At 56.3% G+C, this 22,827-nt stretch carries 21 protein-coding genes; 11 read left to right on the top strand and 10 right to left on the bottom strand.

Going from position 1 to position 22,827, the window contains the following annotated elements; all coding sequences use genetic code 11:
* The first annotated feature begins 54 nt into the window (after positions 1-54).
* The 5 genes from EKL29_RS18130 to EKL29_RS18110 all read left to right on the top strand — a co-directional run bounded on the left by EKL29_RS18130 (position 55) and on the right by EKL29_RS18110 (position 6,771).
* The gene (locus EKL29_RS18130) at positions 55-1,332 is read left to right on the top strand and encodes a YeaH/YhbH family protein (protein ID WP_120453962.1); all 1,278 of its coding nucleotides are present in this window, start codon (positions 55-57) and stop codon (positions 1,330-1,332) included.
* Positions 1,333-1,581: 249 nt separating this feature from the next.
* On the top strand, positions 1,582-3,309 hold the full coding sequence (locus EKL29_RS18125) for a potassium/proton antiporter (RefSeq protein ID WP_120453960.1): 1,728 nt from the start codon (positions 1,582-1,584) through the stop codon (positions 3,307-3,309).
* A gap of 75 nt (positions 3,310-3,384) precedes the next feature.
* A complete protein-coding gene (locus tag EKL29_RS18120) occupies positions 3,385-3,618 on the top strand; it encodes a DUF1480 family protein (RefSeq protein ID WP_048784520.1) in 234 nt (77 codons plus the stop codon).
* 380 nt (positions 3,619-3,998) lie between these two features.
* Positions 3,999-5,465: an undecaprenyl-phosphate galactose phosphotransferase WbaP gene (gene wbaP / locus EKL29_RS18115; protein ID WP_120453958.1), complete on the top strand. Its 1,467-nt coding sequence runs from the start codon at positions 3,999-4,001 to the stop codon at positions 5,463-5,465.
* A 112-nt stretch (positions 5,466-5,577) separates the two neighbouring features.
* Positions 5,578-6,771 carry a multidrug effflux MFS transporter gene (locus EKL29_RS18110; RefSeq protein WP_120453956.1) on the top strand — a complete coding sequence of 398 codons (1,194 nt, stop codon included), beginning with the start codon at positions 5,578-5,580 and terminating at the stop codon, positions 6,769-6,771.
* On the opposite strand, the gene dadX is transcribed toward EKL29_RS18110, so the two are convergent.
* Both dadX and EKL29_RS18100 read right to left on the bottom strand, forming a co-directional pair.
* Entirely contained in the window at positions 6,764-7,834 is a 1,071-nt protein-coding gene (dadX, locus tag EKL29_RS18105; RefSeq protein WP_126690362.1) for a catabolic alanine racemase DadX, read from the bottom strand. The genes EKL29_RS18110 and dadX overlap by 8 nt on opposite strands.
* 18 nt (positions 7,835-7,852) lie before the next feature.
* Positions 7,853-9,154 carry a D-amino acid dehydrogenase gene (locus EKL29_RS18100; protein WP_120453952.1) on the bottom strand — a complete coding sequence of 434 codons (1,302 nt, stop codon included), beginning with the start codon at positions 9,152-9,154 and terminating at the stop codon, positions 7,853-7,855.
* Between the two features lie 507 nt (positions 9,155-9,661).
* On the opposite strand from EKL29_RS18100, the gene EKL29_RS18095 reads away from it, so the two are divergent.
* A complete protein-coding gene (locus EKL29_RS18095) occupies positions 9,662-11,197 on the top strand; it encodes a SpoVR family protein (protein WP_120453950.1) in 1,536 nt (511 codons plus the stop codon).
* Positions 11,198-11,423: 226 nt separating this feature from the next.
* On the opposite strand, the gene fadR is transcribed toward EKL29_RS18095, so the two are convergent.
* A complete protein-coding gene (fadR, locus tag EKL29_RS18090) occupies positions 11,424-12,143 on the bottom strand; it encodes a fatty acid metabolism transcriptional regulator FadR (RefSeq protein WP_120453948.1) in 720 nt (239 codons plus the stop codon).
* A gap of 205 nt (positions 12,144-12,348) precedes the next feature.
* On the opposite strand from fadR, the gene nhaB reads away from it, so the two are divergent.
* Positions 12,349-13,878 carry a sodium/proton antiporter NhaB gene (gene nhaB / locus EKL29_RS18085; RefSeq protein WP_120453946.1) on the top strand — a complete coding sequence of 510 codons (1,530 nt, stop codon included), beginning with the start codon at positions 12,349-12,351 and terminating at the stop codon, positions 13,876-13,878.
* Positions 13,879-13,995: 117 nt separating this feature from the next.
* Complete coding sequence (gene dsbB / locus EKL29_RS18080; protein ID WP_120453944.1) at positions 13,996-14,526, top strand: disulfide bond formation protein DsbB; 531 nt, start codon at positions 13,996-13,998, stop codon at positions 14,524-14,526.
* A 35-nt stretch (positions 14,527-14,561) separates the two neighbouring features.
* On the opposite strand, the gene EKL29_RS18075 is transcribed toward dsbB, so the two are convergent.
* From EKL29_RS18075 to EKL29_RS18065, 3 genes are all read right to left on the bottom strand, one after another.
* Positions 14,562-15,008, bottom strand: coding sequence for a YcgN family cysteine cluster protein (locus tag EKL29_RS18075; protein WP_120454224.1), 447 nt, complete (start codon positions 15,006-15,008; stop codon positions 14,562-14,564).
* Between the two features lie 66 nt (positions 15,009-15,074).
* Positions 15,075-15,734, bottom strand: a complete 660-nt coding sequence (locus EKL29_RS18070; RefSeq protein ID WP_126690361.1) for a fumarylacetoacetate hydrolase family protein — start codon at positions 15,732-15,734, stop codon at positions 15,075-15,077.
* A 307-nt stretch (positions 15,735-16,041) separates the two neighbouring features.
* Positions 16,042-16,317: a YcgL domain-containing protein gene (locus EKL29_RS18065; RefSeq protein WP_120453940.1), complete on the bottom strand. Its 276-nt coding sequence runs from the start codon at positions 16,315-16,317 to the stop codon at positions 16,042-16,044.
* Between the two features lie 154 nt (positions 16,318-16,471).
* On the opposite strand from EKL29_RS18065, the gene minC reads away from it, so the two are divergent.
* The 3 genes from minC to minE are packed head-to-tail and all read left to right on the top strand — an operon-like array spanning position 16,472 to position 18,295.
* Entirely contained in the window at positions 16,472-17,176 is a 705-nt protein-coding gene (gene minC / locus EKL29_RS18060) for a septum site-determining protein MinC (RefSeq protein WP_120453939.1), read from the top strand.
* 33 nt (positions 17,177-17,209) lie between these two features.
* Positions 17,210-18,022, top strand: a complete 813-nt coding sequence (gene minD, locus EKL29_RS18055; RefSeq protein WP_120453937.1) for a septum site-determining protein MinD — start codon at positions 17,210-17,212, stop codon at positions 18,020-18,022.
* A gap of 3 nt (positions 18,023-18,025) precedes the next feature.
* Positions 18,026-18,295, top strand: a complete 270-nt coding sequence (gene minE / locus EKL29_RS18050; protein ID WP_033746630.1) for a cell division topological specificity factor MinE — start codon at positions 18,026-18,028, stop codon at positions 18,293-18,295.
* A 52-nt stretch (positions 18,296-18,347) separates the two neighbouring features.
* Here minE and rnd read toward each other — a convergent pair whose 3' ends face one another.
* From rnd to tsaB, 4 genes are all read right to left on the bottom strand, one after another.
* On the bottom strand, positions 18,348-19,469 hold the full coding sequence (rnd, locus tag EKL29_RS18045) for a ribonuclease D (RefSeq protein ID WP_120453935.1): 1,122 nt from the start codon (positions 19,467-19,469) through the stop codon (positions 18,348-18,350).
* Positions 19,470-19,566: 97 nt separating this feature from the next.
* On the bottom strand, positions 19,567-21,243 hold the full coding sequence (fadD, locus tag EKL29_RS18040) for a long-chain-fatty-acid--CoA ligase FadD (protein WP_126690360.1): 1,677 nt from the start codon (positions 21,241-21,243) through the stop codon (positions 19,567-19,569).
* A 204-nt stretch (positions 21,244-21,447) separates the two neighbouring features.
* Positions 21,448-22,038: a Slp family lipoprotein gene (locus tag EKL29_RS18035; protein WP_120453931.1), complete on the bottom strand. Its 591-nt coding sequence runs from the start codon at positions 22,036-22,038 to the stop codon at positions 21,448-21,450.
* A gap of 59 nt (positions 22,039-22,097) precedes the next feature.
* A complete protein-coding gene (gene tsaB, locus EKL29_RS18030; RefSeq protein ID WP_126690359.1) occupies positions 22,098-22,796 on the bottom strand; it encodes a tRNA (adenosine(37)-N6)-threonylcarbamoyltransferase complex dimerization subunit type 1 TsaB in 699 nt (232 codons plus the stop codon).
* Between the last annotated feature and the right edge of the window lie 31 nt (positions 22,797-22,827).

Raw genomic sequence — 22,827 nt, 5'->3', positions numbered from 1 at the left:
AACCCATAAGGTCGGGCCACAGCCCGACCTGCTTACAACGTTTGGGGGAGTTTTATGGCCTACTTCATCGATCGGCGACTCAACGGCAAGAATAAAAGCGCAGTCAACCGACAGCGCTTTTTGCGCCGTTACAAGTCGCAAATCAAACAGTCTATCTCGGAGGCCATCAATAAGCGTTCGGTAACCGACGTTGAAAGTGGCGAATCCGTCTCGATTCCCGTTGATGATATTAACGAGCCGATTTTCCATCAGGGACGCGGCGGCAGTCGCCATCGCGTTCATCCGGGTAATGACCACTTTGTGCAGAACGACCGTATCGAGCGGCCTCAGGGTGGCGGTGGTGGTGGCGGCAGCGGTCAGGGCAACGCCAGTCAGGATGGCGAAGGCCAGGATGAGTTTGTTTTCCAGATCTCCAAAGATGAGTATCTCGACCTGCTGTTTGAGGATCTGGCGCTGCCGAATCTGCGTAAGAATCAGCATCGTCAGCTCAACGAATATAAAACCCATCGCGCTGGCTACACCTCTAACGGCGTGCCCGCCAATATCAGCGTGGTGCGCTCGCTGCAAAACTCGCTGGCGAGGCGAACCGCGATGACCGCAGGCAAGCGGCGCATGATGCATGAACTGGAAGAGGCGCTGACGGCGATAGAAAAAGCGGAGCCGGCGCAGCTGCTGGAAGAGGAGCGCTTGCGCAAGGAGATTGCCGAACTGCGCGCGCGCATTGAGCGCGTGCCCTTTATCGACACCTTCGACCTGCGCTACAAAAACTTTGAAAAACGTCCTGAACCTTCCAGCCAGGCAGTGATGTTCTGCCTGATGGATGTCTCCGGCTCGATGGATCAGGCGACGAAGGATATGGCGAAGCGCTTCTATATCCTGCTCTATCTCTTCCTGAGCCGGACCTATAAAAACGTGGATGTGGTTTATATTCGCCATCATACGCAGGCGAAAGAGGTGGATGAACAGGAGTTTTTCTATTCGCAGGAAACGGGCGGCACTATCGTCTCCAGCGCCCTGAAGCTGATGGACGAGGTGGTTAAGGAGCGCTACGACCCGGCGCAGTGGAACATCTATGCGGCGCAGGCGTCAGATGGCGACAACTGGGCGGATGATTCGCCGCTTTGTCACGAAATTCTGGCGAAGAATATTCTGCCGGTGGTGCGCTACTACAGCTATATCGAGATCACCCGACGCGCACATCAGACATTGTGGCGCGAGTATGAACATCTGCAGTCGGTATTTGATAATTTCGCCATTCAGCATATTCGCGAGCCAGAAGATATCTATCCTGTGTTTCGCGAGCTGTTTCACAAACAGGCAGCCGAAGCCTGACGTTCTGAGCCGGTCTATGACCGGCTTTTTATTTGATCGCACGAATATCTGCTAAAATACCCGCCATTAATCCCCTTGACGAACAATGCCTTTTTTTTGCACATTAAGCCTCAGCTTAAACAGGAAAATCAATTCGTATAATTAAAGTTAACGTGATGACAACTTGCTGATTACGCATGTTCTTTTTCAGATGCCCGGCCTTTCCCGGCACCAGCCTTCTTATGTTTGTCGTAACCGCAGGAGACCACATTGAACCACAACATTGTCTATAGCCTTTTTATCATCGGTTCTGTGCTGGTTGCGTCGAGCATCTTACTCAGTTCTTTCTCTTCACGACTCGGCATTCCGATCCTGGTGATCTTTCTGGCTTTAGGCATGCTGACAGGCGTCGACGGTATCGGCGGCATCGCCTTTGACAACTACCCCGCCGCCTATCTGATTTCTAACCTGGCGCTGGCCGTGATCCTGCTTGACGGCGGTATGCGCACCAAAGCCAGCTCTTTCAAGGTTGCCCTGGGTCCGGCGCTCTCGCTGGCGACGGTCGGCGTAATGATTACCGCCGGCCTGACCGGACTGGCCGCCGCCTGGCTGTTCCGTCTCGATTTAATGCAGGGTTTTCTTATCGGCGCGATCATCGGTTCTACCGACGCTGCGGCGGTTTTCTCGCTGCTGGGCGACAAAGGCCTGAACGAACGCGTCAGCTCTACGCTGGAGATTGAATCGGGCAGTAACGATCCTATGGCGGTATTCCTGACCATTACCCTGATTGAGATGATCCAGAAAGGGGAAACCGGACTCGACTGGATGTTTCTGGTGCATCTGGTGCAGCAGTTCGGTCTGGGCATCGTGCTGGGGCTGGGTGGCGGCTGGGCGCTGCAGCAGCTTATTAACCGCATCAGTCTGGCTCCCGGGCTCTATCCGCTGCTGGCGCTGAGCGGCGGTATTCTGGTGTTCGCGCTGACCACAATGCTGGAAGGTAGCGGCATTCTGGCGGTTTATCTCTGCGGCTTTCTGCTCGGCAACAGACCGATTCGTAACCGCCACGGTATTTTGCAGACCTTCGACGGCATGGCCTGGCTCAGTCAGATCGGCATGTTTATCGTGCTGGGCCTGCTGGTGACCCCCTCTGATTTGTGGCACATCGCGGTACCCGCGATGATTCTGTCGCTGTGGCTGATCCTGGTGGCGCGCCCCCTGTCGATTCTGGTGGGCCTGCTGCCGTTCCGCGGCTTTACCGGGCGTGAGCGCATTTTTATTAGCTGGGTCGGCCTGCGCGGCGCGGTGCCGATTATCCTTGCGGTCTTTCCTATGATGGCTGGCCTGGAAAACGCTTCGCTCTACTTTAATATCGCCTTCTTTGTGGTGCTGGTGTCGCTGATGCTGCAAGGGACGTCGCTTGGCTTTGCGGCGAAAAAGGCGCGCGTCGTGGTGCCGCCAACGGCGTCGCCCATCAGCCGCGTCGGGCTGGATATCCATCCGGAAAATCCCTGGGAGCAGTTCGTCTATCAGCTCAGCGCCGACAAATGGTGCGTTGGCGCGGCGCTGCGCGATTTGCAGATGCCGCGCGAAACCCGTATCGCCGCGCTGTTCCGTGATAATGCGCTGATGCACCCTAACAGTAATACGCGTCTGAAAGAGGGCGATGTCATCTGTGTGATTGGTCGCGAACGCGATCTCCCCGCGCTGGGTAAAATGTTCAGCCAGTCGCCGCCTGTCTCGCTGGATCAGCGCTTCTTCGGCGACTTTATTCTTGATGCTGAAGCGCGCCTGCGCGATGTCGCACAGATTTATGGGCTGGAGCTGGGAGAAGATACTAACGATCAGCAGTCGCTCGGTCAGCTGATAATGAGCATGCTTGGCGGAACGCCGGTAGTTGGTGACCATGTGGAGTGGAATCACCTTACCTGGACAGTGGCGGAAAAAGAAGATAACCGCATCGTTAAAATCGGCGTGCGCGTCGCTGAAGAGCGAGAATAATCCGAGACGCTACGACTCGATATTCCAGCGGAAACGGCTATGCTCATTATTTGGCCCAGCGAACGGGAGAAAGTTATGGGACACGTCGTTAAAATTGGTCGTTATGAGATAATTGATGCCGAACTCGACAGCGATAATCTGCAGACCGTCAGCATCCCCTGTCAAACCAATCCCGATCTGAGTTATCAGCTCGACGGCTGGGACCACGATACCAGCGTACCCGCATGGATTGATGGCGAACCGGTGGATCTGCAAATTGGGCATTACGATAAACAGCAAGACCAGTGGGTATTAAAAAAACCTGCCTGAGTTAACTTTTCGCCGCCAGCGACCATTCCTGGCGGTAATTCTGAAAAAGCAGTCTGGAGTATTTGGTTATTTTCAGCTCCCACGTCATTTTAAGCAGCTATTTCAAATACTTACCAATATAAAACTTTAGGCAAAAATAGTTTTTTCGGATTTGTTCCGTATTAACTCTGTCAAATATCTCCTGCATACTCTTAATCGCTGCTGCAGCTTTTCGTGATAACAATCACGTAATTTAATTATCTTTTCACTGCAGCCTGTATGGCTCTAACGACTGTAATGAACTGAAAACGATTGTTCTGCTTTTTCAGTTGTCCACTCCTGAGCGCGTACTTGATTCTGGTCAGGCCATCTTTTACTTAAGAAAAAAGAGAGCAGGTGTTATGGCAAGTACACTGGTAATGAATGATGCGAGCCGCTCATGGAGCGGAACGCGAAAAAATATCATCGCAAAGCTTGCGTTAAGCTTTTCCGATCTGATTGCCCTTAATCTGTCGCTGTTTTTATCCGCTGCGACTATTCAGGGGATCTGGGGCGATCTGGATGGGTTTATTCCGCCCCATCAAATTGAATATCGTTTTATTGCGCAGTTTGCGCTTTCTGTTTTGTGCACCGCTTATTTCTGGATGCGCATGCGTCACTACACCTATCGCAAGCCTTTCTGGTTTGAACTGAAGGAAGTGGTTAAAACGCTGTTCGTCTTTTCGCTGCTGGATCTGGCGCTGATCGCCTTTTCCAAGTGGGATTTCTCGCGCATGGTGTGGCTGTTTAGCTGGACCTACGCGCTGCTGCTGCTGCCGTTGATGCGTGCAGGCGTTAAGCGCGCCATTAACCGCGCCGGCCAGTGGCAGAAAGAGACTATCATCATCGGTTCGGGTAAAAACGCTATGGAAGCCTACGCTGCACTGCAGAGCGAAGAGATCCTTGGCTATAACGTGCAGGCGTTTATCAGCACCGACGAAGAAAATACGCCGCCGTCTGTTAACGGCGTGCCAGTTATTAAACAGCAGGATATTAACTGGCAGACCATTGACCGCGACAACGTGCAGTTTATCGTTGCCACTGAATTTGAGCAGCAGGTCGTACGCGATACCTGGCTGAAGTTCCTGTCGAAGATGAACTGCCGATCGATTTCCGTGATCCCTACCCTGCGCGGCGTACCGCTCTACGGCACCGACATGTCGTTTATCTTCAGCCATGAAGTGATGATCCTGCGCGTCAGCAACAGCCTCGCCAAGCGCTCTTCCCGCTTCCTGAAGCGCTGTTTCGACATTGTGGTCGCCTCGCTGCTACTGCTGTTCCTGGCACCCGTCTTCGGTCTGCTCTGCTATATGGTGAAACGCGACGGCGGCAACGCTATCTACGGTCACGAGCGTATCGGTCAGAACGGCGTGAAGTTTAAATGCCTGAAATTCCGCTCCATGGTGACCAACTCGAAAGAGGTGCTGGAGCAGTTGCTGGCCACCAGCGCAGAGGCGCGCGCCGAATGGGACAAAGACTTTAAGCTGAAAAAGGATCCGCGCATCACCAAAATCGGCGGCTTCCTGCGCAAAACCAGTCTCGATGAGCTGCCGCAGCTGTGGAACGTAATCCGCGGCGAGATGAGCCTTGTCGGGCCGCGTCCGGTTATTGAGGCGGAGCTGGAGCGCTATGCGGGCGATGTCGATTACTATCTGATGGCGAAACCAGGCATGACCGGCCTGTGGCAGGTCAGCGGACGTAACGATATCGACTACGATACGCGCGTCTACTTCGACTCCTGGTATGTGAAGAACTGGGCGCTGTGGACCGATATTGCTATTCTGTTTAAAACCGCAGGTGTGGTGCTGCGCCGCGACGGCGCGTACTAAGCTCGGCCGGATGCCCGCTTTACGGCGGGCATCGCATTTTTCGCTTTTCTTTTCGCCCCCAACTCATTACCCTTCCCGCTTGTTTTAACAGAGCGTTTACCTTCTGGTTTTTATGCAAAAATTTACCCTGATGCTGTTGAGCCTGGTGCTGCTGGCGCCGCTGGGCATCGATCTCTATCTCCCTACCCTGCCCGATATCGCGATCGGCCTGAATACGCCGGTCAGCCTGGTGCAGACCACCATTCCGATCTTTCTGCTGGTGATGGGTTTAGGGCAGCTGGTTACCGGCCCGCTGGTCGATAATTACGGACGCAAACCCATTGCCTTAGCGGGCCTGGCACTCTATGTGGCGGGCAGTATCGTTGCGGCGACCGCCAGCAACTGGCCGATGTTTCTCTCTGCGCGGCTGATTCAGGGTTGCGCGGTGTGCTGCAGCGCCGTCGTGGCTTTTAGCGGCGTGCGCGATCGCCTGAGCGGCGACGAAGCGGCGCGCGCTTACGGCTTTCTCAACGGCGCGCTGAATATTGTGCCTGCGCTGGCGCCGCTGCTGGGCGGCCTGCTCGCCAGCGCCTTCGGCTGGCGTGCGCCCTTCTGGTTCCTGTGCGCTTACGGCCTGCTTATCGCGCTTATCGTGCTGCTCTGGCTGCCGGAAACGCGGCCCGCCAATACGCTGCGGGTAAAAGGGCTGCCGCTGGCGCAGTATGGCGCTATCCTGCGTCAGCCGCGCTTTCTCGCCTTCGCCTTCGCAAATGCCGGCGCGCTCGGCATGGTGCTGACCTATGTTTCGCTGGCGCCGCATGTGCTGATGACAGAAGGCGGCCTGACGCCGATTCAGTTCTCGTTCGCCTTTGGCGCTAATGGTTTCTGGATCATGCTGGTGAGCGCCTTCGTCAATAAAACCATCCGCAAAGCGGGACGGCCGTTCTGTCTGGCGATGGGCTTCGTCACTATGCTGGCGGGCGCGCTGCTGCTGTTTGCTGGCATGCATCTGCTGCCGGAAAGCGTGCAGACTCACTGGGCGCTCTATATGCTGCCGGTCGCCATTTCGGTCGCAGGGCTGGCGTTCACCGTCGGGCCAGCCACCAGCTATGCGCTGGAGCCTTACCAGCAGCAGGCTGGCGTGGCAGCGGCGCTGCAGGGTTTTATTCAGATGGCAGGCGGCGCGGCGGGCAGCCTCTTGATTGTGATGCTGCCCGTGGCGGAAAAGAGCGCGCTGGCGCTGATGATGCTGGCGGGCGCAGCGCTGGCGTTAATCGCCTGGCGCTGCAGCAAGAAGATGCACGGTTCGCTGACCGCGCTTAAATAACCTTAACCGGCACGCGAGGCGCAAGGGCGCACATCAGCTCATAGCCTACCGTGCCGGCCGCTTTCGCTACCTGATCGATCTTCACCTGTTCACCCCACAGCTCAACCTTCGAACCGATGCCTGCCTGAGGGCAAGGCGTTAAGTCGACGGTGATCATATCCATCGAGACGGCGCCAATCACCTGCGTCATCACGCCATCGACGGATACCGGCGTGCCGTTGGGCGCATGGCGTGGATAGCCGTCGGCATAGCCGCAGGCGACCACACCGATACGCTGCTCCTGCTGCGCGTGATAGCGATAGCCGTAGCCGACGCCATCCCCACGACTCAGCTGCTGGAGCCCGATAATTTCGCTATTCAGCGTCATGACCGGTTTCAGTCCGGTGCTGGCGATATCCTGCCAGTCGCCGCTGGGCGATGCGCCGTAGAGAATAATGCCGGGGCGCACCCAGTCGTAATGCGCTTCCGGATGCCACAGGGTGCAGGCGGAATTGGAGAGCGAACGAGGGATATCCAGCCCTTCGGCGGCGCGTTCGATACGCTGCAGCGGCTCAATCAGCCCATCCGGATTTTCCGCATCGGCAAAATGCGCCATCAGCGTGATATCGCCTACGCCTGGCAGCGCGCGCAGCTTTTTATAAGCAGCCTGCGCCTGCTCCGGCCGGAAGCCGAGGCGATTCATGCCGCTGTTGACCTTGAGATAGATGTCTACCGGCGCGGAGAGCTGCGCTTCCGCCAGCGCCTTGATCTGCCAGTTGCTGTGCACGCTGGTCGTCAGGCGATAGCGATCGATCAGCTCCAGATCCTCAGCATGGAAAAAGCCCTCCAGCAGCAGGATCGGTTTACGCCAGCCGCTGTCGCGCAGCAGTATCGCCTCTTCCATATTCAGCAGCGCGAAGCCATCGGTCTGCGCCAGGCTCTCCCATACGCGGGCCAGGCCATGGCCGTAAGCATTGGCCTTCACTACCGACCAGACGCGTGCGCCGGGCGCCGCCTGGCGCACAATCGCCAGATTATGGCGCAGCGCCTGCTGATCTACGGTGGCGAAAACTGGACGTGACATACTCCCTCTCCCTGAATGTTAACGCGTGGCGTTCGCGTTGCGTAATGGTGAAGATGACGGTGTAAAACCAGGCAGATAGCGGAACACCGACAGATCGTCGGCAGCGATCGCCGGGGTTTTACCGCTGATCACATCGGCCAGCAGCTGACCGGATCCGCAAGCCATGGTCCAGCCGAGCGTGCCGTGTCCGGTATTCAGGTAGAGATTGCTGAGCGGCGTTGGGCCGACGATCGGCGTTCCGTCTGGCGTCATAGGACGCAGGCCGCTCCAGAAGCTGGCCTGTTCAATATGACCGCCCTCAGGATAAAGATCCCGGACCACCATCTCCAGCGTTTCCCGACGCGCAGGCAAGAGTTTGTTGTTAAAACCAACGATTTCCGCCATGCCGCCGACGCGAATACGGTTGTCAAAGCGGGTGACCGCCACCTTATAGGTTTCATCCAGGATAGTGGAAACCGGCGCGGCTTCCGGGTTTTTTACCGGAATTGTCAGGGAGTAGCCTTTAAGCGGGTAAACCGGGATATCAAGAATATGCTTCAGCAGCGCGGTGGAGTAAGAACCAAAGGCCACCACATAGCTGTCGCCTTTAACGATCTCATCGCCGCACTTAACGCCGTAGATGCGATTACCTTCGCGCAGCAGCTGATCCACTGGCGTATTGAATCGGAACACGACGCCTGCCTCCTGCGCCATTTTCGCCAGCTTTTGGGTAAAGAGCTGGCAGTCGCCGGTTTCATCGTTAGGCAGACGCAAGCCGCCGGTGAGCTTATGCTGCGTGGTCGCCAGCGCCGGCTCAACGCGCGCCAGCTCATGCGCATGGAGCAGTTCGTAAGGCACGCCCGCCTCGCGCAGCACCTCGATATCTTTGCTGGCGCTGTCGAACTGCTGCTGCGTGCGGAACAGCTGCAGCGTACCGCCCTGACGTCCTTCATAGGCGATGCCGGTCTCTTCGCGCAGCGCCTTCAGACAGTCGCGGCTGTATTCGGCGATACGTACCATCCGGCTTTTGTTCTGCTGATAGTGCTGCATATCGCAGTTGCGCAGCATGTTCCACATCCATTGCAGCTGGAAGCTGCTGCCGTCAAGGCGGATCGCCAGCGGCGCGTGGCGCTGGAACATCCATTTAACGGCCTTGAGCGGCACGCCCGGCGCGGCCCAGGGCGCCGCATAGCCGGGTGATATCTGCCCCGCATTGCCCGCGCTGGTCTCCAGCGCGGCATCGGGCTGGCGGTCCAGCACCGTTACCTGATGTCCCGCGCGCGCCAGATACCAGGCGCTCGCCACGCCAACCACACCACTACCTAAAATCACTACGTGCATATCGCCCCCACCGGCAAATTCAAAAGCATAATTCACTAGACTACAGGGCAATATCAGCACATTACCAACTGCCGACAGAAGCCCTCACCTCATTAACTTATTTCACATGTTTTTCACTTTTTCGAACACTAAAATCTTATGGCTGGGTGAAAATCAGTAACTTATGCGTTTTTTTAACGGTTCTTAGCAGTTAATAATAGCGTACCCGGCAATAATCACTTATTTCAGGAGAATAAGTTGACGCCATACAATCCACTTATAAACAGCATTTTATCCCGACTTTACGCCTTTCGGGATGACATCAGCTCATCAAATGCTTTTCCGCTTATTTTCAGATGATTTTCTGCCGAATAATTCGATTGAGTTCCGCCATCAGATAGGTAACAGTGGGCTATCATTGAAGTGTTCACTCCGTTTTTGGGGTTCTCTTTCTTAGGGACGAGCCTTGAAATTACCGGAACCGGCTGCTCGCATCGGGCAAGCCTGTTTGCAAAACAGAGGTGCGCTATGACGACAATCTTTGACGATCCGATTAAGGACAGCAAACGACTCAGCGATGGACCGGACTGGACATTTGATTTGCTCGATGTCTACCTTGCGGAAATTGACCGCGTAGCCAAACTCTACCGACTCGATACCTATCCCCACCAGATTGAAGTGATTACCTCTGAGCAGATGATGGACGCCTACTCCAGCGTGGGTATGCCCATTAACTACGCTCACTGGTCGTTCGGTAAAAAGTTTATTGAAACCGAGCAGCGCTATAAGCACGGACAGCAAGGGCTGGCGTATGAGATCGTTATTAACTCCAATCCCTGCATCGCCTATCTGATGGAAGAGAACACCATGACCATGCAGGCGCTGGTGATGGCGCATGCCTGCTACGGCCACAACTCTTTTTTCAAGAATAACTATCTGTTCCGCAGCTGGACAGATGCCAGCTCTATCGTTGATTACCTGCTGTTTGCAAAAAAATATATCTCCGAATGCGAAGAGCGCTTCGGCGTCGAAGAGGTCGAGCGTCTGCTGGACTCCTGCCATGCGCTGATGAATTACGGCGTCGATCGCTATAAGCGCCCGCAGAAAATCTCCTTACAGGAAGAGAAAGCACGGCAGAAGAGTCGCGAAGAGTATCTGCAAAGCCAGGTGAATACGCTGTGGCGCACGCTGCCGCGCCGCGAGAAAGAGGCGGTGCACGTCGAGGCGGCGCGCTACCCGTCGGAGCCACAGGAGAACCTGCTCTATTTTATGGAGAAGAACGCGCCGCTGCTGGAGCCGTGGCAGCGCGAGATTCTGCGCATTGTGCGTAAGGTGAGCCAGTATTTCTATCCGCAAAAACAGACGCAGGTGATGAACGAAGGCTGGGCGACCTTCTGGCACTACACTATCCTCAATCATCTTTATGATGAGGGTAAAGTGTCGGAGCGCTTTATGATCGAGTTCCTGCACAGCCACACCAACGTGGTGTTTCAGCCGCCCTATAACAGTCCCTGGTATAACGGCATTAACCCTTACGCGCTGGGCTTCGCGATGTTCCAGGATATCAAGCGCATCTGCCAGTCGCCGACGGAAGAAGATCGCTACTGGTTCCCCGATATCGCCGGTTCCGACTGGCTGGAAACGCTGCATTTTGCAATGCGCGAATTCAAAGACGAGAGCTTTATCAGCCAGTTCCTGTCGCCGAAGGTGATGCGTGATTTCCGCCTCTTTACCGTGCTGGACGACGATCGCAATAACTATCTGGAGATCGCCGCCATCCATGATGAGGCGGGCTATCGCGCGATCCGCCAGCAGCTCTCCGCGCAGTATAACCTGAGCAATCTGGAGCCGAATATTCAGGTCTATAACGTCGACCTGCGTGGCGACCGCTCGCTGACGCTGCGTTACGTGCCGCAAAGCCGCACGCCGCTCGACAAGAGCCGCCGCGAAGTGATGAAGCATGTGCACCGGCTGTGGGGGTTTGATGTGATCCTCGAACAGCAGAACGAAGATGGCAGCGTTGAACTGCTGGATCGCTGTCCGACGCGGGGCAACGCGCTTTAAGGTCTTCGCAAGAGGAAAAACCGGACGCTGTCCGGTTTTTTTATAGCGATAAAACAGGCGCTGTCGCGAGTAGCCTCAACAGATCGCAAAGTCGCTCAAGGCATCCCTGCACGCTCGGCCCGCGGCATCCCTGCCGCGGGACGCTTTGCTCTTCTGTTGAGGCTACCCACTCCGTGAGCATGAATGCGGGCTGAAAAAAACCGGACGGCGTCCGGTTTTCTGTTTTTTAGCGTTTGCTGCCCAGGTCATCCGGCATGCTTTTCTGCATACTGTGCCAGATTTCGCCGCTCCGACGACCGTATTCGCGCACCGCATCGACAATTTGATCCTGCGACGGTTCTTTCACGCACAGCGCTTCAAGCCGCGAGTAGAAATTGCGTGCCAGCTCACGCGCTTCAGGATTCGAAAAATAGTGACGCCCTACGCGGGTATAGAGCCCTTTCAGACCATTCAGGATCAGTCCGTAAATCGGGTTGCCAGAAGCGAAAGCCAGACCGCGGAACACGCGGTAGTCGAGTTCGGTATAGGCATCGGCCTGATCATCGATACCGGCGACGCTCTCCAGCACCGCGCGGGCTTTATCGGGATGATGACGTAGCGCGCGGCTGATAAAGATAGAGGCGATATTGGTGCGCACAGACAGCAGGTTGTCGATCAGCACCGGCACGCTGTCATGGTCGAGACGCGCCAGCGTTTCAAGAATATTCAGCCCGGAGGTTTCCCAGAAGTCATTGACGCGGGTGGGTTTACCGTGCTGAATCGTCAGCCAGCCGTCTCGCGCCAGGCGCTGCAGAACTTCACGCAGCGTGGTGCGGGTTACGCCGATAAGTTCAGAAAGCTCACGTTCAGCGGGAAGGATTGATCCAGGAGGAAAGCGGCTGTTCCAGATGCTTTCAATAATATACTCTTCAGCAAATCCCGCAGGGCTCTGCGCCTTAATGACCATAGCGATGTTTTCTCGTTGCTTTCTTTGTCGATATGGCACTCATCATACCAGACGCCCTGGGCGTGTTATAGACCGCACAAGGATTAAAAGCGCGCGGTGGTGCAAAAACCGGCAGCCGTACGCAATCCTGCAAGACGAGATTGCGCCTCGCTGTTTCGCTTATTACCCTTTGCTCATTCTCTTCTTCCCGCACAGGACCTTTGCCATGGAAATCACCTGGGGCCAGGCGCTGCACCGCAACTTTCTCGGGCAGTCGCCCAACTGGTACAAAACGCTGCTGCTGACGTTTTTGGTTATCAATCCGCTGCTCTTCTTCCTGGTCAGCCCGTTTCTCGCCGGCTGGCTGCTGATTGCCGAGTTTATCTTCACGCTCGGCATGGCGCTGAAATGTCACCCGTTGCTGCCCGGTGGTCTGCTGACGCTGGAAGCGATCGCCATCGGCATGGCCAGCGCTGAACAGGTTAAACAGCAGCTGGCGGGTAATCTGGAGGTGTTGCTGCTGCTGATCTTTATGGTGGCCGGCATCTTTTTTATGAAGCAGCTGCTGCTGTTCATGTTTACACGGCTGCTGCTGTCGCTGCGGTCGAAGGTACTGCTCAGTCTGACCTTCTGCCTGGCGGCCGCCTTTCTCTCGGCATTTCTTGATGCCCTGACCGTGGTCGCCGTCGTCATCAGCGTCGCCGTCGGCTTTTATCAGATCTACCACCGCGTCTCTTCTGACCCCGATTACGCCGCAGAGGAGCATGAACAGCGCGCCACGCTGGAGCAGTTCCGTGCATTTCTGCGCAGCCTGATGATGCAGGCGGGCGTCGGGACCGCGCTGGGCGGGGTAATGACCATGGTGGGCGAGCCGCAAAACCTGATTATCGCCCATGCGGCAGGCTGGGATTTTGTCCGCTTCTTCCTGCGCATGGCGCCAGTAACGGTGCCGGTGCTGCTGTGCGGCATACTCACCAGCGTGCTGGTAGAGCGCTGTCGCCTGTTCGGCTACGGCGCCACGCTGCCGGATGAGGTGCGTACCATTCTGCTGCAGAGCGAACTTGAGGCGGCGACGCAGCGTACGCGCCAGGATCGGCTGAAGCTGTGGATTCAGGCGGCTATCGGTTGCTGGCTCATCGTCGCGCTGGCGCTGCATCTGGCGGAGGTCGGCCTGATTGGGCTGTCGGTGATCGTGCTCGCCACGTCGCTGTGCGGCGTAACGGATGAACATACTATCGGCCAGGCCTTTACCGAAGCGCTGCCCTTTACCGCTCTGCTGACGGTATTTTTCGCCATCGTTGCCGTCATCGTCGAGCAGCAGCTCTTTAGCCCACTGATCACCTTTGTCCTGCAGTCTGATCCGCACGCGCAGCTCAGCTGGTATTACATCTTCAATGGACTTCTCTCGTCGATATCAGACAACGTTTTTGTCGGATCGGTATTTATCAATGAGGCGAAACAGGCTTTCAGCCAGGGGGCGATCGATCTGCAGCAGTACCAGTTGCTGGCCGTCGCCACCAATACCGGCACCAATCTGCCATCGGTCGCGACGCCAAATGGCCAGGCGGCGTTTCTTTTTTTGCTCACCTCAGCGCTGGCGCCGCTGATACGCCTCTCTTATGGGCGTATGGTGTGGATGGCGCTGCCCTTCACCGTCGTGATGTCGCTGACAGGCTATTTTTGCATCCACTGGTTACTGATACCCTTCACGGAAATGCTGCTGCACTGGGGCTGGCTCGCCGCGCCATCGATGTAAATTCTGCCCTGGATCAGGTTAAGTCGGAATTGAGCACGATTTTACCGTGATGCCGGGCTGGCACCGCCGCGCTTTTGGTTTACACTGCGTGGCATTACCGTTTACAGGGAAAGCAAGATGTTGCGATATCTGAATCAATGTTCGCGCGGCCGCGCCGCCTGGTTACTGCTGGCGATAACGGCGCTGGCGCTGGAGCTAACAGCATTATGGTTCCAGCATGTTATGGGCCTGAAGCCGTGCGTGATGTGTATTTATGAACGCTGCGCGCTGTTTGGCGTCATGGGCGCGGGCATCGTCGGCGCCATCGCGCCTAAATCGCCGCTGCGCTGGGCTGGACTGGCTATCTGGATCTACAGCGCCTGCGAAGGACTGCGGCTTTCGTATGACCACACGATGCTGCAGCTGCATCCCAATCCGTTTACGACCTGCGACTTTGCCGCACGTTTTCCCGGCTGGCTGCCGCTGGACAAGTGGCTGCCCTCTGTGTTTGTCGCCAGCGGAGATTGCGCCGAACGCAACTGGGATTTTCTGACGCTGAGCATGCCGCAGTGGATGATAGTGGTTTTCGCCGCCTACCTGATTGTGGCGATCGCAGTGCTGATCGCCCAGCCGTTCAAGCCAAAACGCCGCGACATCTTCTCCCGCTAAAACAGAACAGGCTGCCTGGGCAGCCTGTTTATCTGTTAACCGTTGCGGTCGGGCCGATCGATAATATGGTCTTCCCAGTCGCGCACTTCGCTTTCCCGCACCGCGATATAGCGCACCGAAATGCGCTGCGCGTGCATCGCTGACTTTGAACCGCTCAGCAGCGGATGCCATGCCGGCAGCGCTTTGCCCTCGCCCAGCAGACGATAGGCGCAGGTGCGCGGCAGCCAGTTAAACTGCGTCAGATTTTCACGCGTCAGCTTGATGCAGTCCTCTTCATATTCGAAGCGGCGCTCATAGTTGCGGCACTGGCAGGTTTTGATATTAAGCTGGTTGCAGGCGACGTTGGTAAAATAGATCTCATCCGTGTCGGCGTCCTGCAGCTTATTAAGGCAGCACTGGCCGCAACCATCGCACAAGGATTCCCACTCGTCGTCGTTCATTTGATCGAGGCGTTTAGTCTGCCAGAAAGGAAGTTCACTCATGATGGCTGCGTCCGGGTTAATCACAAAACCGCACCTTATATCGGGTCAGGCGCGGCGTTGCAAGCATTACAGCACGCGCGTGCTGATGCCGTGTCCGGCCAGCGACACTTCCAGCGTATCGCCGGAGCGTAGTGGACCGACCCCTTCCGGCGTTCCGGTCAGCACTACGTCGCCGGCGCGCAGGGTGAAATACTGACTCATATGGGCGATCAGCGGCAGGATCCTGTGGATCATATCGGACGTTCTGCCGTGCTGGCGCACTTCGCCGTTCACCACCAGCTTCAGCTCGGTATCCTGCGGGTCGCCCGGAAATTCCGCTGAGGGAATAAAGCCGGAAAGCGGACAAGAGTTATCGAAGCCCTTGGATTTTTCCCACGGCTGGCCCGCCTTTTTATAACTCGCCTGCAGATCGCGCAGCGTCAGATCAAGCGCCACGCCATAACCGGCGATCGCTTTCGCCACATGCTCTTTGCTCGCCTGTTTCAGGGTGGCACCAATCAGTACCGCGAGTTCAACTTCATGGTGAACTTCACCAAAAGCGGATGGAATAGAGAGCGGCTGGCGCAGATCGCAAATTGCCGTTTCCGGCTTAATAAAAACCACCGGCTCGGTTGGCGTAGCGCTGCCCATTTCCTTAATGTGTTTCGCATAGTTGCTGCCGACGCAGACCACTTTGTTGACCGGATAATCCAACAAGGCGCCCTGCCAGTTACGATGCTGATACATGCTAATCCCCTGCTCTGGTTTATGTGATGCCAGCGACGCCGGCACGTTGATGTTTGCGGTTCAGCGGATCCTTCGCCCGCCGTAACGGCCATAATAAGATGCTTTAGCAAAGATTAGTGTGCGTAAATTGTCAAAAAAGGGTGAATATATGCTGCCGAAACGGTGAATTTATCGCCACTCAGAGGGCAATAAAGAATAATGAACAGTAAAAGGCGCGGTAATCGCGCCATTATTTTGCTGGAAAAGGTTATATATAATTATGCTGAAGAAGCAGGGACCACTGATTATATTTACAGATGAATCTGAATTAATCTTTTTTTGCCGACTCAAGATGAACTTTCAGCAAACTTTCTACCGGCGGCGGCATTTGTAAATAATAGCCTTGCTCGCTAAGCGCTTGTTTAACTTTATTGATGTCTGCGTTGGCCAGCCGATCGCGGCCATCCAGCTTCAGCACCATCGCCAGCTGCGGCTTGCCGAAGCCGCGCAGCAGCTCTTCAGGCACGCGGGAAAAATCGTCCTTTTTTTCAACATAAAGATAAGTCTGGTCGCGGGTCGGGCTTCTGTAGATCACACAAAACATATTTTTTACTCGAATAAACCTGGATGGTGGCTTGCCTGGAAATAACAGTAACTATAACATGCTTGCAGAACTTCGAATATTCACCGGATGGACTGAAATGATGATTTTATCGACGTTTGTTCGCCGGGCGAGAAAACAGGACTGAGTGGGACAGATGTCACAAACGCCAATCGAATTCAAAGGTAGCAGTTTTACCCTGTCTGTTGTTCATCTGCACCATCCCGAACCTGAAGTGATTCGCAAGGCGCTTCAGGACAAAATCGATCAGGCGCCAGACTTTTTAAAAAACGCGCCGGTGGTACTTAATGTGGCGGCGCTCAACGGCAACGTCAACTGGAAGCAGCTCCAGCAGGCGATTGCCGCGACCGGATTGCGCATCGTTGGCGTCAGCGGCTGCAAAGATGACGCGCTGAAGCGCATGATCGCTCGCGCGGGCCTGCCTGTTCTGGCGGAAGGCAAAGAGAGCATCAAGCGTAGCGAAGCGCCCGCACCTGAGGTTCAGCCCGCCGCGCCCGCAGAACCGCCGGCCAGCAAAACGCGCATTATCACGACGCCGGTGCGTTCCGGGCAGCAGATTTACGCGCGCAATGCCGATCTAATCGTCACCAACAGCGTAAGCGCCGGCGCTGAGCTGGTCGCAGACGGCAATATTCATATTTACGGCATGATGCGAGGACGCGCGCTGGCTGGCGCTGGCGGCGATCGCAACAGCCAGATTTTCTGCACCAACCTGGCAGCAGAGTTGGTCTCCATCGCCGGCGAGTACTGGATCATGGATCAAATCCCGGCGGAATTTTTTGGTAAAGCCGCGCGCCTGAGCCTCGCAGAAGGCGCGCTGACTATCCAGACACTTAATTAGGCCCCTTTTCTTCTGTTAAGGAAATCAATATTTATGGCACGCATTATTGTAGTTACATCCGGTAAAGGGGGCGTTGGCAAGACCACGTCAAGCGCGGCCATCGCCACCGGTTTAGCGCAAAAAGGCAAAAAAACGGTCGTTATCGATTTCGATATTGGTCTGCGTAACCTCGACCTGATCATGGGCTGCGAACGCCGCGTGGTTTATGACTTCGTAAACGTTATTCAGGGCGATGCCACGCTGAACCAGGCGTTGATTAAAGACAAGCGCACCGAGATGCTGCACATTCTGCCCGCTTCCCAGACCCGCGATAAAGATGCGCTGACCCGCGAAGGCGTGGAAAAAGTGCTGAACGATCTGGCCGCGATGGATTTTGACTTTATCGTGTGCGACTCCCCGGCGGGGATTGAAACCGGCGCGCTGATGGCGCTCTACTTTGCCGACGAGGCGATTATCACCACCAACCCGGAAGTCTCTTCGGTGCGCGACTCCGACCGTATCCTCGGTATTATCGCCTCGAAATCCCGCCGCGCCGAAAACAGCCTCGAGCCGGTTAAAGAGCACCTGTTGCTGACCCGTTATAACCCTGGCCGCGTTAATCGTGGCGATATGCTGAGCATGGAAGACGTGCTTGAGATCCTGCGCATTCCACTGGTTGGCGTTATTCCGGAAGACCAGTCGGTACTGCGCGCCTCTAACCAGGGCGAACCAGTGATCCTCGACACGAATTCCGATGCCGGCAAAGCCTATGCTGATACCGTAGATCGGTTACTCGGCGAAGAACGTCCCTTCCGCTTTATTGAAGAAGAGAAGAAGGGTTTCCTGAAACGCCTGTTCGGGGGATAAACCATGGCATTACTCGATTTCTTTTTATCCCGGAAGAAGAACACTGCCAACATAGCCAAGGAAAGGCTGCAGATTATCGTGGCAGAACGCAGAAGGGGCGACAGTGAGCCCCACTATCTTCCGCAGCTTAAGCGCGACATTCTGGAAGTGATTTGCAAGTACGTGAAGATCGATCCCGATATGGTCACCGTTCAACTTGACCAGAAAGGCGATGATATTTCTATTCTGGAGCTGAACGTGACGCTACCGGAAACGGAAGAAGCGGCCAAATGATCGTGTGCAGTTCCTGATGTTCCCCTGCTTCAGAGCAGGGGAATGTTTTCTGTCAGAACTGAGCCAGAATAGCGTCGATGCGGGTTTTAAACAGATCGCCGCGCCAGCCTGCCAGCAATTCCGGCACGCGCGTTTGCGGTTTAAGTCCCCAGTGCTGGCTTAATACCTGATTGATTTGACGACGCGACGCCAGCAGCTCCTGACTAAAGCCGGTCTCCTGACTCACTTCTTGCACCAGCGCTTTTATCGCCTTAAACACGTTTTTGTAGTGCGGATGATCCACCAGATTGCCCAGCGGCGGCGGCAGTGCCTCTTCTGGCAGCGCCTGCGCGTCAGCCACCAGCGCCAGCAAGGCTTTGCCGTGGAAGCGGATTTCATGGCCCGACAGGCCGAGGTGATCCAGCTCGCCCATCGAGCCCGGCATAAAGCGCGCCACTTTCCACAGATTCTCCTCGCGCACCACGAAATTCACCGCCATATCTTTTTCGCGCGCCACGTTGAGACGCCATGCGGCGAGCAGCTGCAAAGCCGCCAGCTGACGAGGACGCAGCTGCCAGGCGTTAGTGATCTCGCGCCAGGCTTCCTGCGGCTGCAGCACGTCGAGACGTCGCTGGCAGAGCTGTTCGCACTCGCTGAGCGCCGCAGCCATATTGCCCGCCTCTTTGGTCATGGTCATCAGCTGATGCGCAATAGGCAGCAGATAGTGCACATCCGCCGCGGCGTAGTCGCACTGACGCTGGGTCAGCGGACGCGCCAGCCAGTCGGTGCGCGATTCGCTCTTATCCAGCGTCGTCTGGGTAAAATGCGCTACCATGGCGGCAAAGCCCCATGAGAGCGGCTGACCGCTGAACGCCGCCAGAATTTGCGTGTCGATCATCGGCTGCGGCAGCACGCCGAAACGGTGCAGAAAGACCTCGAGATCCTCGCCGCCCGCGTGCAAAAATTTTGTCACCTGCGTGTCGCTCAGCAGAGCGATAAACGGCGTCCAGTCGCTGATCGTTAATGGATCGATCAGCACCAGCTGTTCGCCATCAAACAGCTGGATCAGCCCCAGCTGCGGATAATAGGTGCGGGTGCGGACAAATTCGGTATCCAGCGCGACAGCCGCATGCTGGCGGGCCTTCTGGCACACGGCGGCCAGTTGCTCGTTTTGGTCAATCAGCGAATAATTCAAATCTTGTTTTCACCGCGACAAACTGCGCGCGGCGCTCCATCTCATCATCAATAAAAACGCCGGGCTTCGCCGGCGTTCAACCAGAAATCTTATGGCGTCAGCTTGCGCTGGGCCGGGCTTCATCACGCAGTTCGCGCCGCAGGATTTTGCCCACGTTGCTTTTGGGCAACTCGTCGCGGAACTCGATAATTTTCGGCACCTTGTAGCCTGTCAGCTGGCGCCGACAATGGTCAAGAAGCTCCTCTTTGGTCAGCGACGCGTCTTTTTTCACGATGCAGACTTTTACCGCTTCGCCCGAGAGATCGCTTGGCACGCCGATCGCCGCCGCTTCCCGCACTTTGGGATGCTGCATTAAGACATCTTCAATCTCATTGGGATAGACGTTAAAGCCCGAGACGAGAATCATATCTTTTTTGCGATCGACGATGCGGATAAAGCCTTGTGCGTCAACGGTAACAATATCGCCGCTGAGGAGCCAGCCATTTTTCAGCACCTCCTCGGTGGCGTCCGGCCGCTGCCAGTAACCCGCCATCACCTGCGGACCGCGGATCCACAGCTCGCCTGGCTCGCCGGGAACGACATCGTTGCCCTGATCGTCAACCACGCGCACATCGGTCGATGGCACGGGCAGACCAATGCTGCCGGTATGCTCGGTGATGTCATAGGGATTGACCGAGACCAGCGGCGAACACTCCGTCAGGCCGTACCCTTCCAGCAGATAGTGACCGGTGAGCTTTTCCCAGCGCTCCGCCACCGCCTTCTGTACCGCCATGCCGCCACCTGCCGAGAGACGCAACGTCGAAAAGTCGAGCTTATTAAACTGCGCGTCGTTCAGCAGCGCGTTAAACAGCGTGTTGACGCCGGTGATCGCCGTGAAGGGAAACTTCGACAGCGACTTCACGAAGCCGGGAATATCGCGCGGATTGGTGATAAGCAAATTCTGGCCGCCCAGTTCCAGGAACAGCAGGCAGTTCACGGTCAGCGCAAAAATGTGATAGAGCGGCAGCGCGGTGACCACATTCTCTTTGCCGTCACGCAGCAGTTTGCCGTAGGTCGCTTTGGTTTGCTCAAGATTGGCCTGCATATTGCGATGGGTCAGCATCGCGCCTTTGGCGATGCCGGTCGTGCCGCCGGTATATTGCAGGAACGCCAGGTCGTCATTGGAAACGTCGGGACGATGATAGGGCATCGACTCGCCCTGCTGCAGCACGTGGCGAAAGCTTACCGCGCCCGGCAGATGGTATTTGGGCACCATCTTTTTAATATATTTAACGACAAAGTTAACCAGCGTGGCTTTTACCGGCCTGAGCTGGTCGCCGAGACGCGTAAGGATAACGTGTTTGACCGCCGTCTCCGCCACGACTTTTTCCAGCGTATGGGCAAAGTTCGAGACGATCACGATGGCGCTGGCGCCGCTGTCGTTAAGCTGATGTTTGAGTTCGCGTGGCGTATAGAGCGGATTAACGTTTACAACCACCATGCCCGCGCGCAGCACACCGAACAGCGCCACCGGATACTGCAGCAGGTTCGGCATCATCAGCGCGACGCGATCGCCTTTTTTAAGGCCGAGGCTGGACTGCAGGTAGGCGGCGAAAGCACGGCTCTTTTGTTCAAGCTGCCGATAGGTAAGAGGCTGCCCCATATTGATAAAGGCCGTCTGATCGGCGTAGCGCTGTGTGGCCTGTTCAACTAAATCGACCAAAGAGGTATAACGATCCGCGTTAATTTCGGCGGGCACATCTGCCGGATAGCGTTTCAGCCAGACCTTGTTCAAGGGTTCACCTCGATTTATATATTGTTTTTCCATTGCACCCTCAACACCCAGCCAGTTAACAATATTTTAACTCATTGTACCAGTTTGCCCGATTCGGCCTGCTGAGGTTGCGAAGCGCATCACTAATTTTCGTCCCGCTTTTCAGCGGCAATAAAAAGCCCGGTCGCGGCAAGCGCGGCCGGGCCTGAATAGCGCATTAAACACCTATTCCGTCAGAATAGTTTCCACCTGAGCGGGTCCGCTGTTCATTCCCCAGTAGGGATTGGGTCCCCAGTAGCCGGGATGATGGCGTGACGGGCCATACCAGATCCAGGGATCAATCGGCTGCGGCGGCGTATTGATCTGCTGCGTCAGATGCCAGCGCTGATAGCCGCGTACATCGACCACCACGAAGTTATAGCTGGCTGCGCCGATCGTCCCCTTCTCGGTTCCCTTGATGTTGCCCAGTACGGTAACGTACTGATTGTTAACATCGGTGGGATCAACGAAGTTATTGATATCAGCATAAATACGACCGACGGACGCGGCGCCTAAGCGTGGACGGGCACTGTCGTCCAGCGGCTGGGTGGCGATCTCCAGCCGGGTTTTGCCGTTAAGGTTAGTTACCTTAACCACTTTGCCGCCGAAGCGGGACTCCTGACCGACATAGAGCGACGGGTCGTTCATCACCCGGACCAGATCCTGCTGGGGAAGCGCGGAGCTTCCTTTAATCGTATCCGGCACCGTTACGCATCCGCTGAGCAGCAGCGCGCACGCTAACAAAACACCGGACATTCCTTTATGACATACTGACATAGGCGTTCTCCTAAAAGATGTTTGTTAGACTGGAGCGACCGCAATAAGTTGCGCCGCCATTAGCGGCCCGGCAATTTTTTCCACGCCACTTCGTTGCGCAGATAGGTCGGTTCGGCGTGCTCAGGCTGAACGGTTTCACCCCGCTGCCACGCCTGCTGCGCCAGCGGCAGCATATCTTCTGCGGCGGGCAGTTCGACGCCGCTCTCCCTGAGCGTTAACGCATGGCCCTGCTGCAGCTGCGGCCAGGCCTGCCAGCCGGTGCCGGCAGTAAACCATTCGCCCTCCAGCGCCTGCATGCGCGCCAGCGCCGCTTCCGGTGACAGCACGCTTTCGCTGGATTCGCCGTGCCAGACACCCTGCGCGTCGCGCTGATACTCAGCCCAGTAGACCTCGCCCATACGCGCGTCGATCGCCGCCAGCACGCGCGTTGCGCCCTGCTGACGATAAGCGCCCTGCGCCAGCGTCGCCAGCGTTGAGATGCCGATCATCGGCAGCATCGCGCCCAGCGCGAGGCCCTGCGCGATACCGATGCCGATACGCACGCCGGTAAAGCTGCCGGGACCGCGGCCAAACGCCAGCGCGTCGAGCGCCGTCAGCTCCAGCTGCTGCGCAAGCAGCAGCTCTTCGACCAGCGGCAGAATACGCTGCGTATGGTCGCGCGGCGCGATTTCAAAACGGGCATCGATCTGCTGCTGGTTAAGCAGCGCGGCTGAACAGGCTTCTGTCGCAGTGTCCAGCGCCAGGATTCGGGAAGACATAACAACCTCGGGTCATTCAAAACGGCGCGCA

This window comes from Pantoea sp. YU22, from assembly GCF_003970755.1.
In the GTDB taxonomy this organism is placed as follows: domain Bacteria; phylum Pseudomonadota; class Gammaproteobacteria; order Enterobacterales; family Enterobacteriaceae; genus Pantoea; species Pantoea piersonii.
Note: the sequence above shows the minus strand (reverse complement) of the source record. Positions and strands in the feature narration are given on the sequence as shown.

Excerpts from the sequence above, each read along its gene's own strand:
- EKL29_RS18130 (WP_120453962.1), top strand. The coding sequence starts at position 55 with ATGGCCTACTTCATCGATCGGCGACTCAACGGCAAGAATAAAAGCGCA.
- EKL29_RS18120 (WP_048784520.1), top strand. The coding sequence starts at position 3,385 with ATGGGACACGTCGTTAAAATTGGTCGTTATGAGATAATTGATGCCGAA.
- wbaP (WP_120453958.1), top strand. The coding sequence starts at position 3,999 with ATGGCAAGTACACTGGTAATGAATGATGCGAGCCGCTCATGGAGCGGA.
- EKL29_RS18110 (WP_120453956.1), top strand. The coding sequence starts at position 5,578 with ATGCAAAAATTTACCCTGATGCTGTTGAGCCTGGTGCTGCTGGCGCCG.
- dadX (WP_126690362.1), bottom strand. The coding sequence starts at position 7,834 with ATGTCACGTCCAGTTTTCGCCACCGTAGATCAGCAGGCGCTGCGCCAT.
- EKL29_RS18100 (WP_120453952.1), bottom strand. The coding sequence starts at position 9,154 with ATGCACGTAGTGATTTTAGGTAGTGGTGTGGTTGGCGTGGCGAGCGCC.
- EKL29_RS18095 (WP_120453950.1), top strand. The coding sequence starts at position 9,662 with ATGACGACAATCTTTGACGATCCGATTAAGGACAGCAAACGACTCAGC.
- fadR (WP_120453948.1), bottom strand. The coding sequence starts at position 12,143 with ATGGTCATTAAGGCGCAGAGCCCTGCGGGATTTGCTGAAGAGTATATT.
- nhaB (WP_120453946.1), top strand. The coding sequence starts at position 12,349 with ATGGAAATCACCTGGGGCCAGGCGCTGCACCGCAACTTTCTCGGGCAG.
- dsbB (WP_120453944.1), top strand. The coding sequence starts at position 13,996 with ATGTTGCGATATCTGAATCAATGTTCGCGCGGCCGCGCCGCCTGGTTA.
- EKL29_RS18075 (WP_120454224.1), bottom strand. The coding sequence starts at position 15,008 with ATGAGTGAACTTCCTTTCTGGCAGACTAAACGCCTCGATCAAATGAAC.
- EKL29_RS18070 (WP_126690361.1), bottom strand. The coding sequence starts at position 15,734 with ATGTATCAGCATCGTAACTGGCAGGGCGCCTTGTTGGATTATCCGGTC.
- EKL29_RS18065 (WP_120453940.1), bottom strand. The coding sequence starts at position 16,317 with ATGTTTTGTGTGATCTACAGAAGCCCGACCCGCGACCAGACTTATCTT.
- minC (WP_120453939.1), top strand. The coding sequence starts at position 16,472 with ATGTCACAAACGCCAATCGAATTCAAAGGTAGCAGTTTTACCCTGTCT.
- minD (WP_120453937.1), top strand. The coding sequence starts at position 17,210 with ATGGCACGCATTATTGTAGTTACATCCGGTAAAGGGGGCGTTGGCAAG.
- minE (WP_033746630.1), top strand. The coding sequence starts at position 18,026 with ATGGCATTACTCGATTTCTTTTTATCCCGGAAGAAGAACACTGCCAAC.
- EKL29_RS18035 (WP_120453931.1), bottom strand. The coding sequence starts at position 22,038 with ATGTCAGTATGTCATAAAGGAATGTCCGGTGTTTTGTTAGCGTGCGCG.
- tsaB (WP_126690359.1), bottom strand. The coding sequence starts at position 22,796 with ATGTCTTCCCGAATCCTGGCGCTGGACACTGCGACAGAAGCCTGTTCA.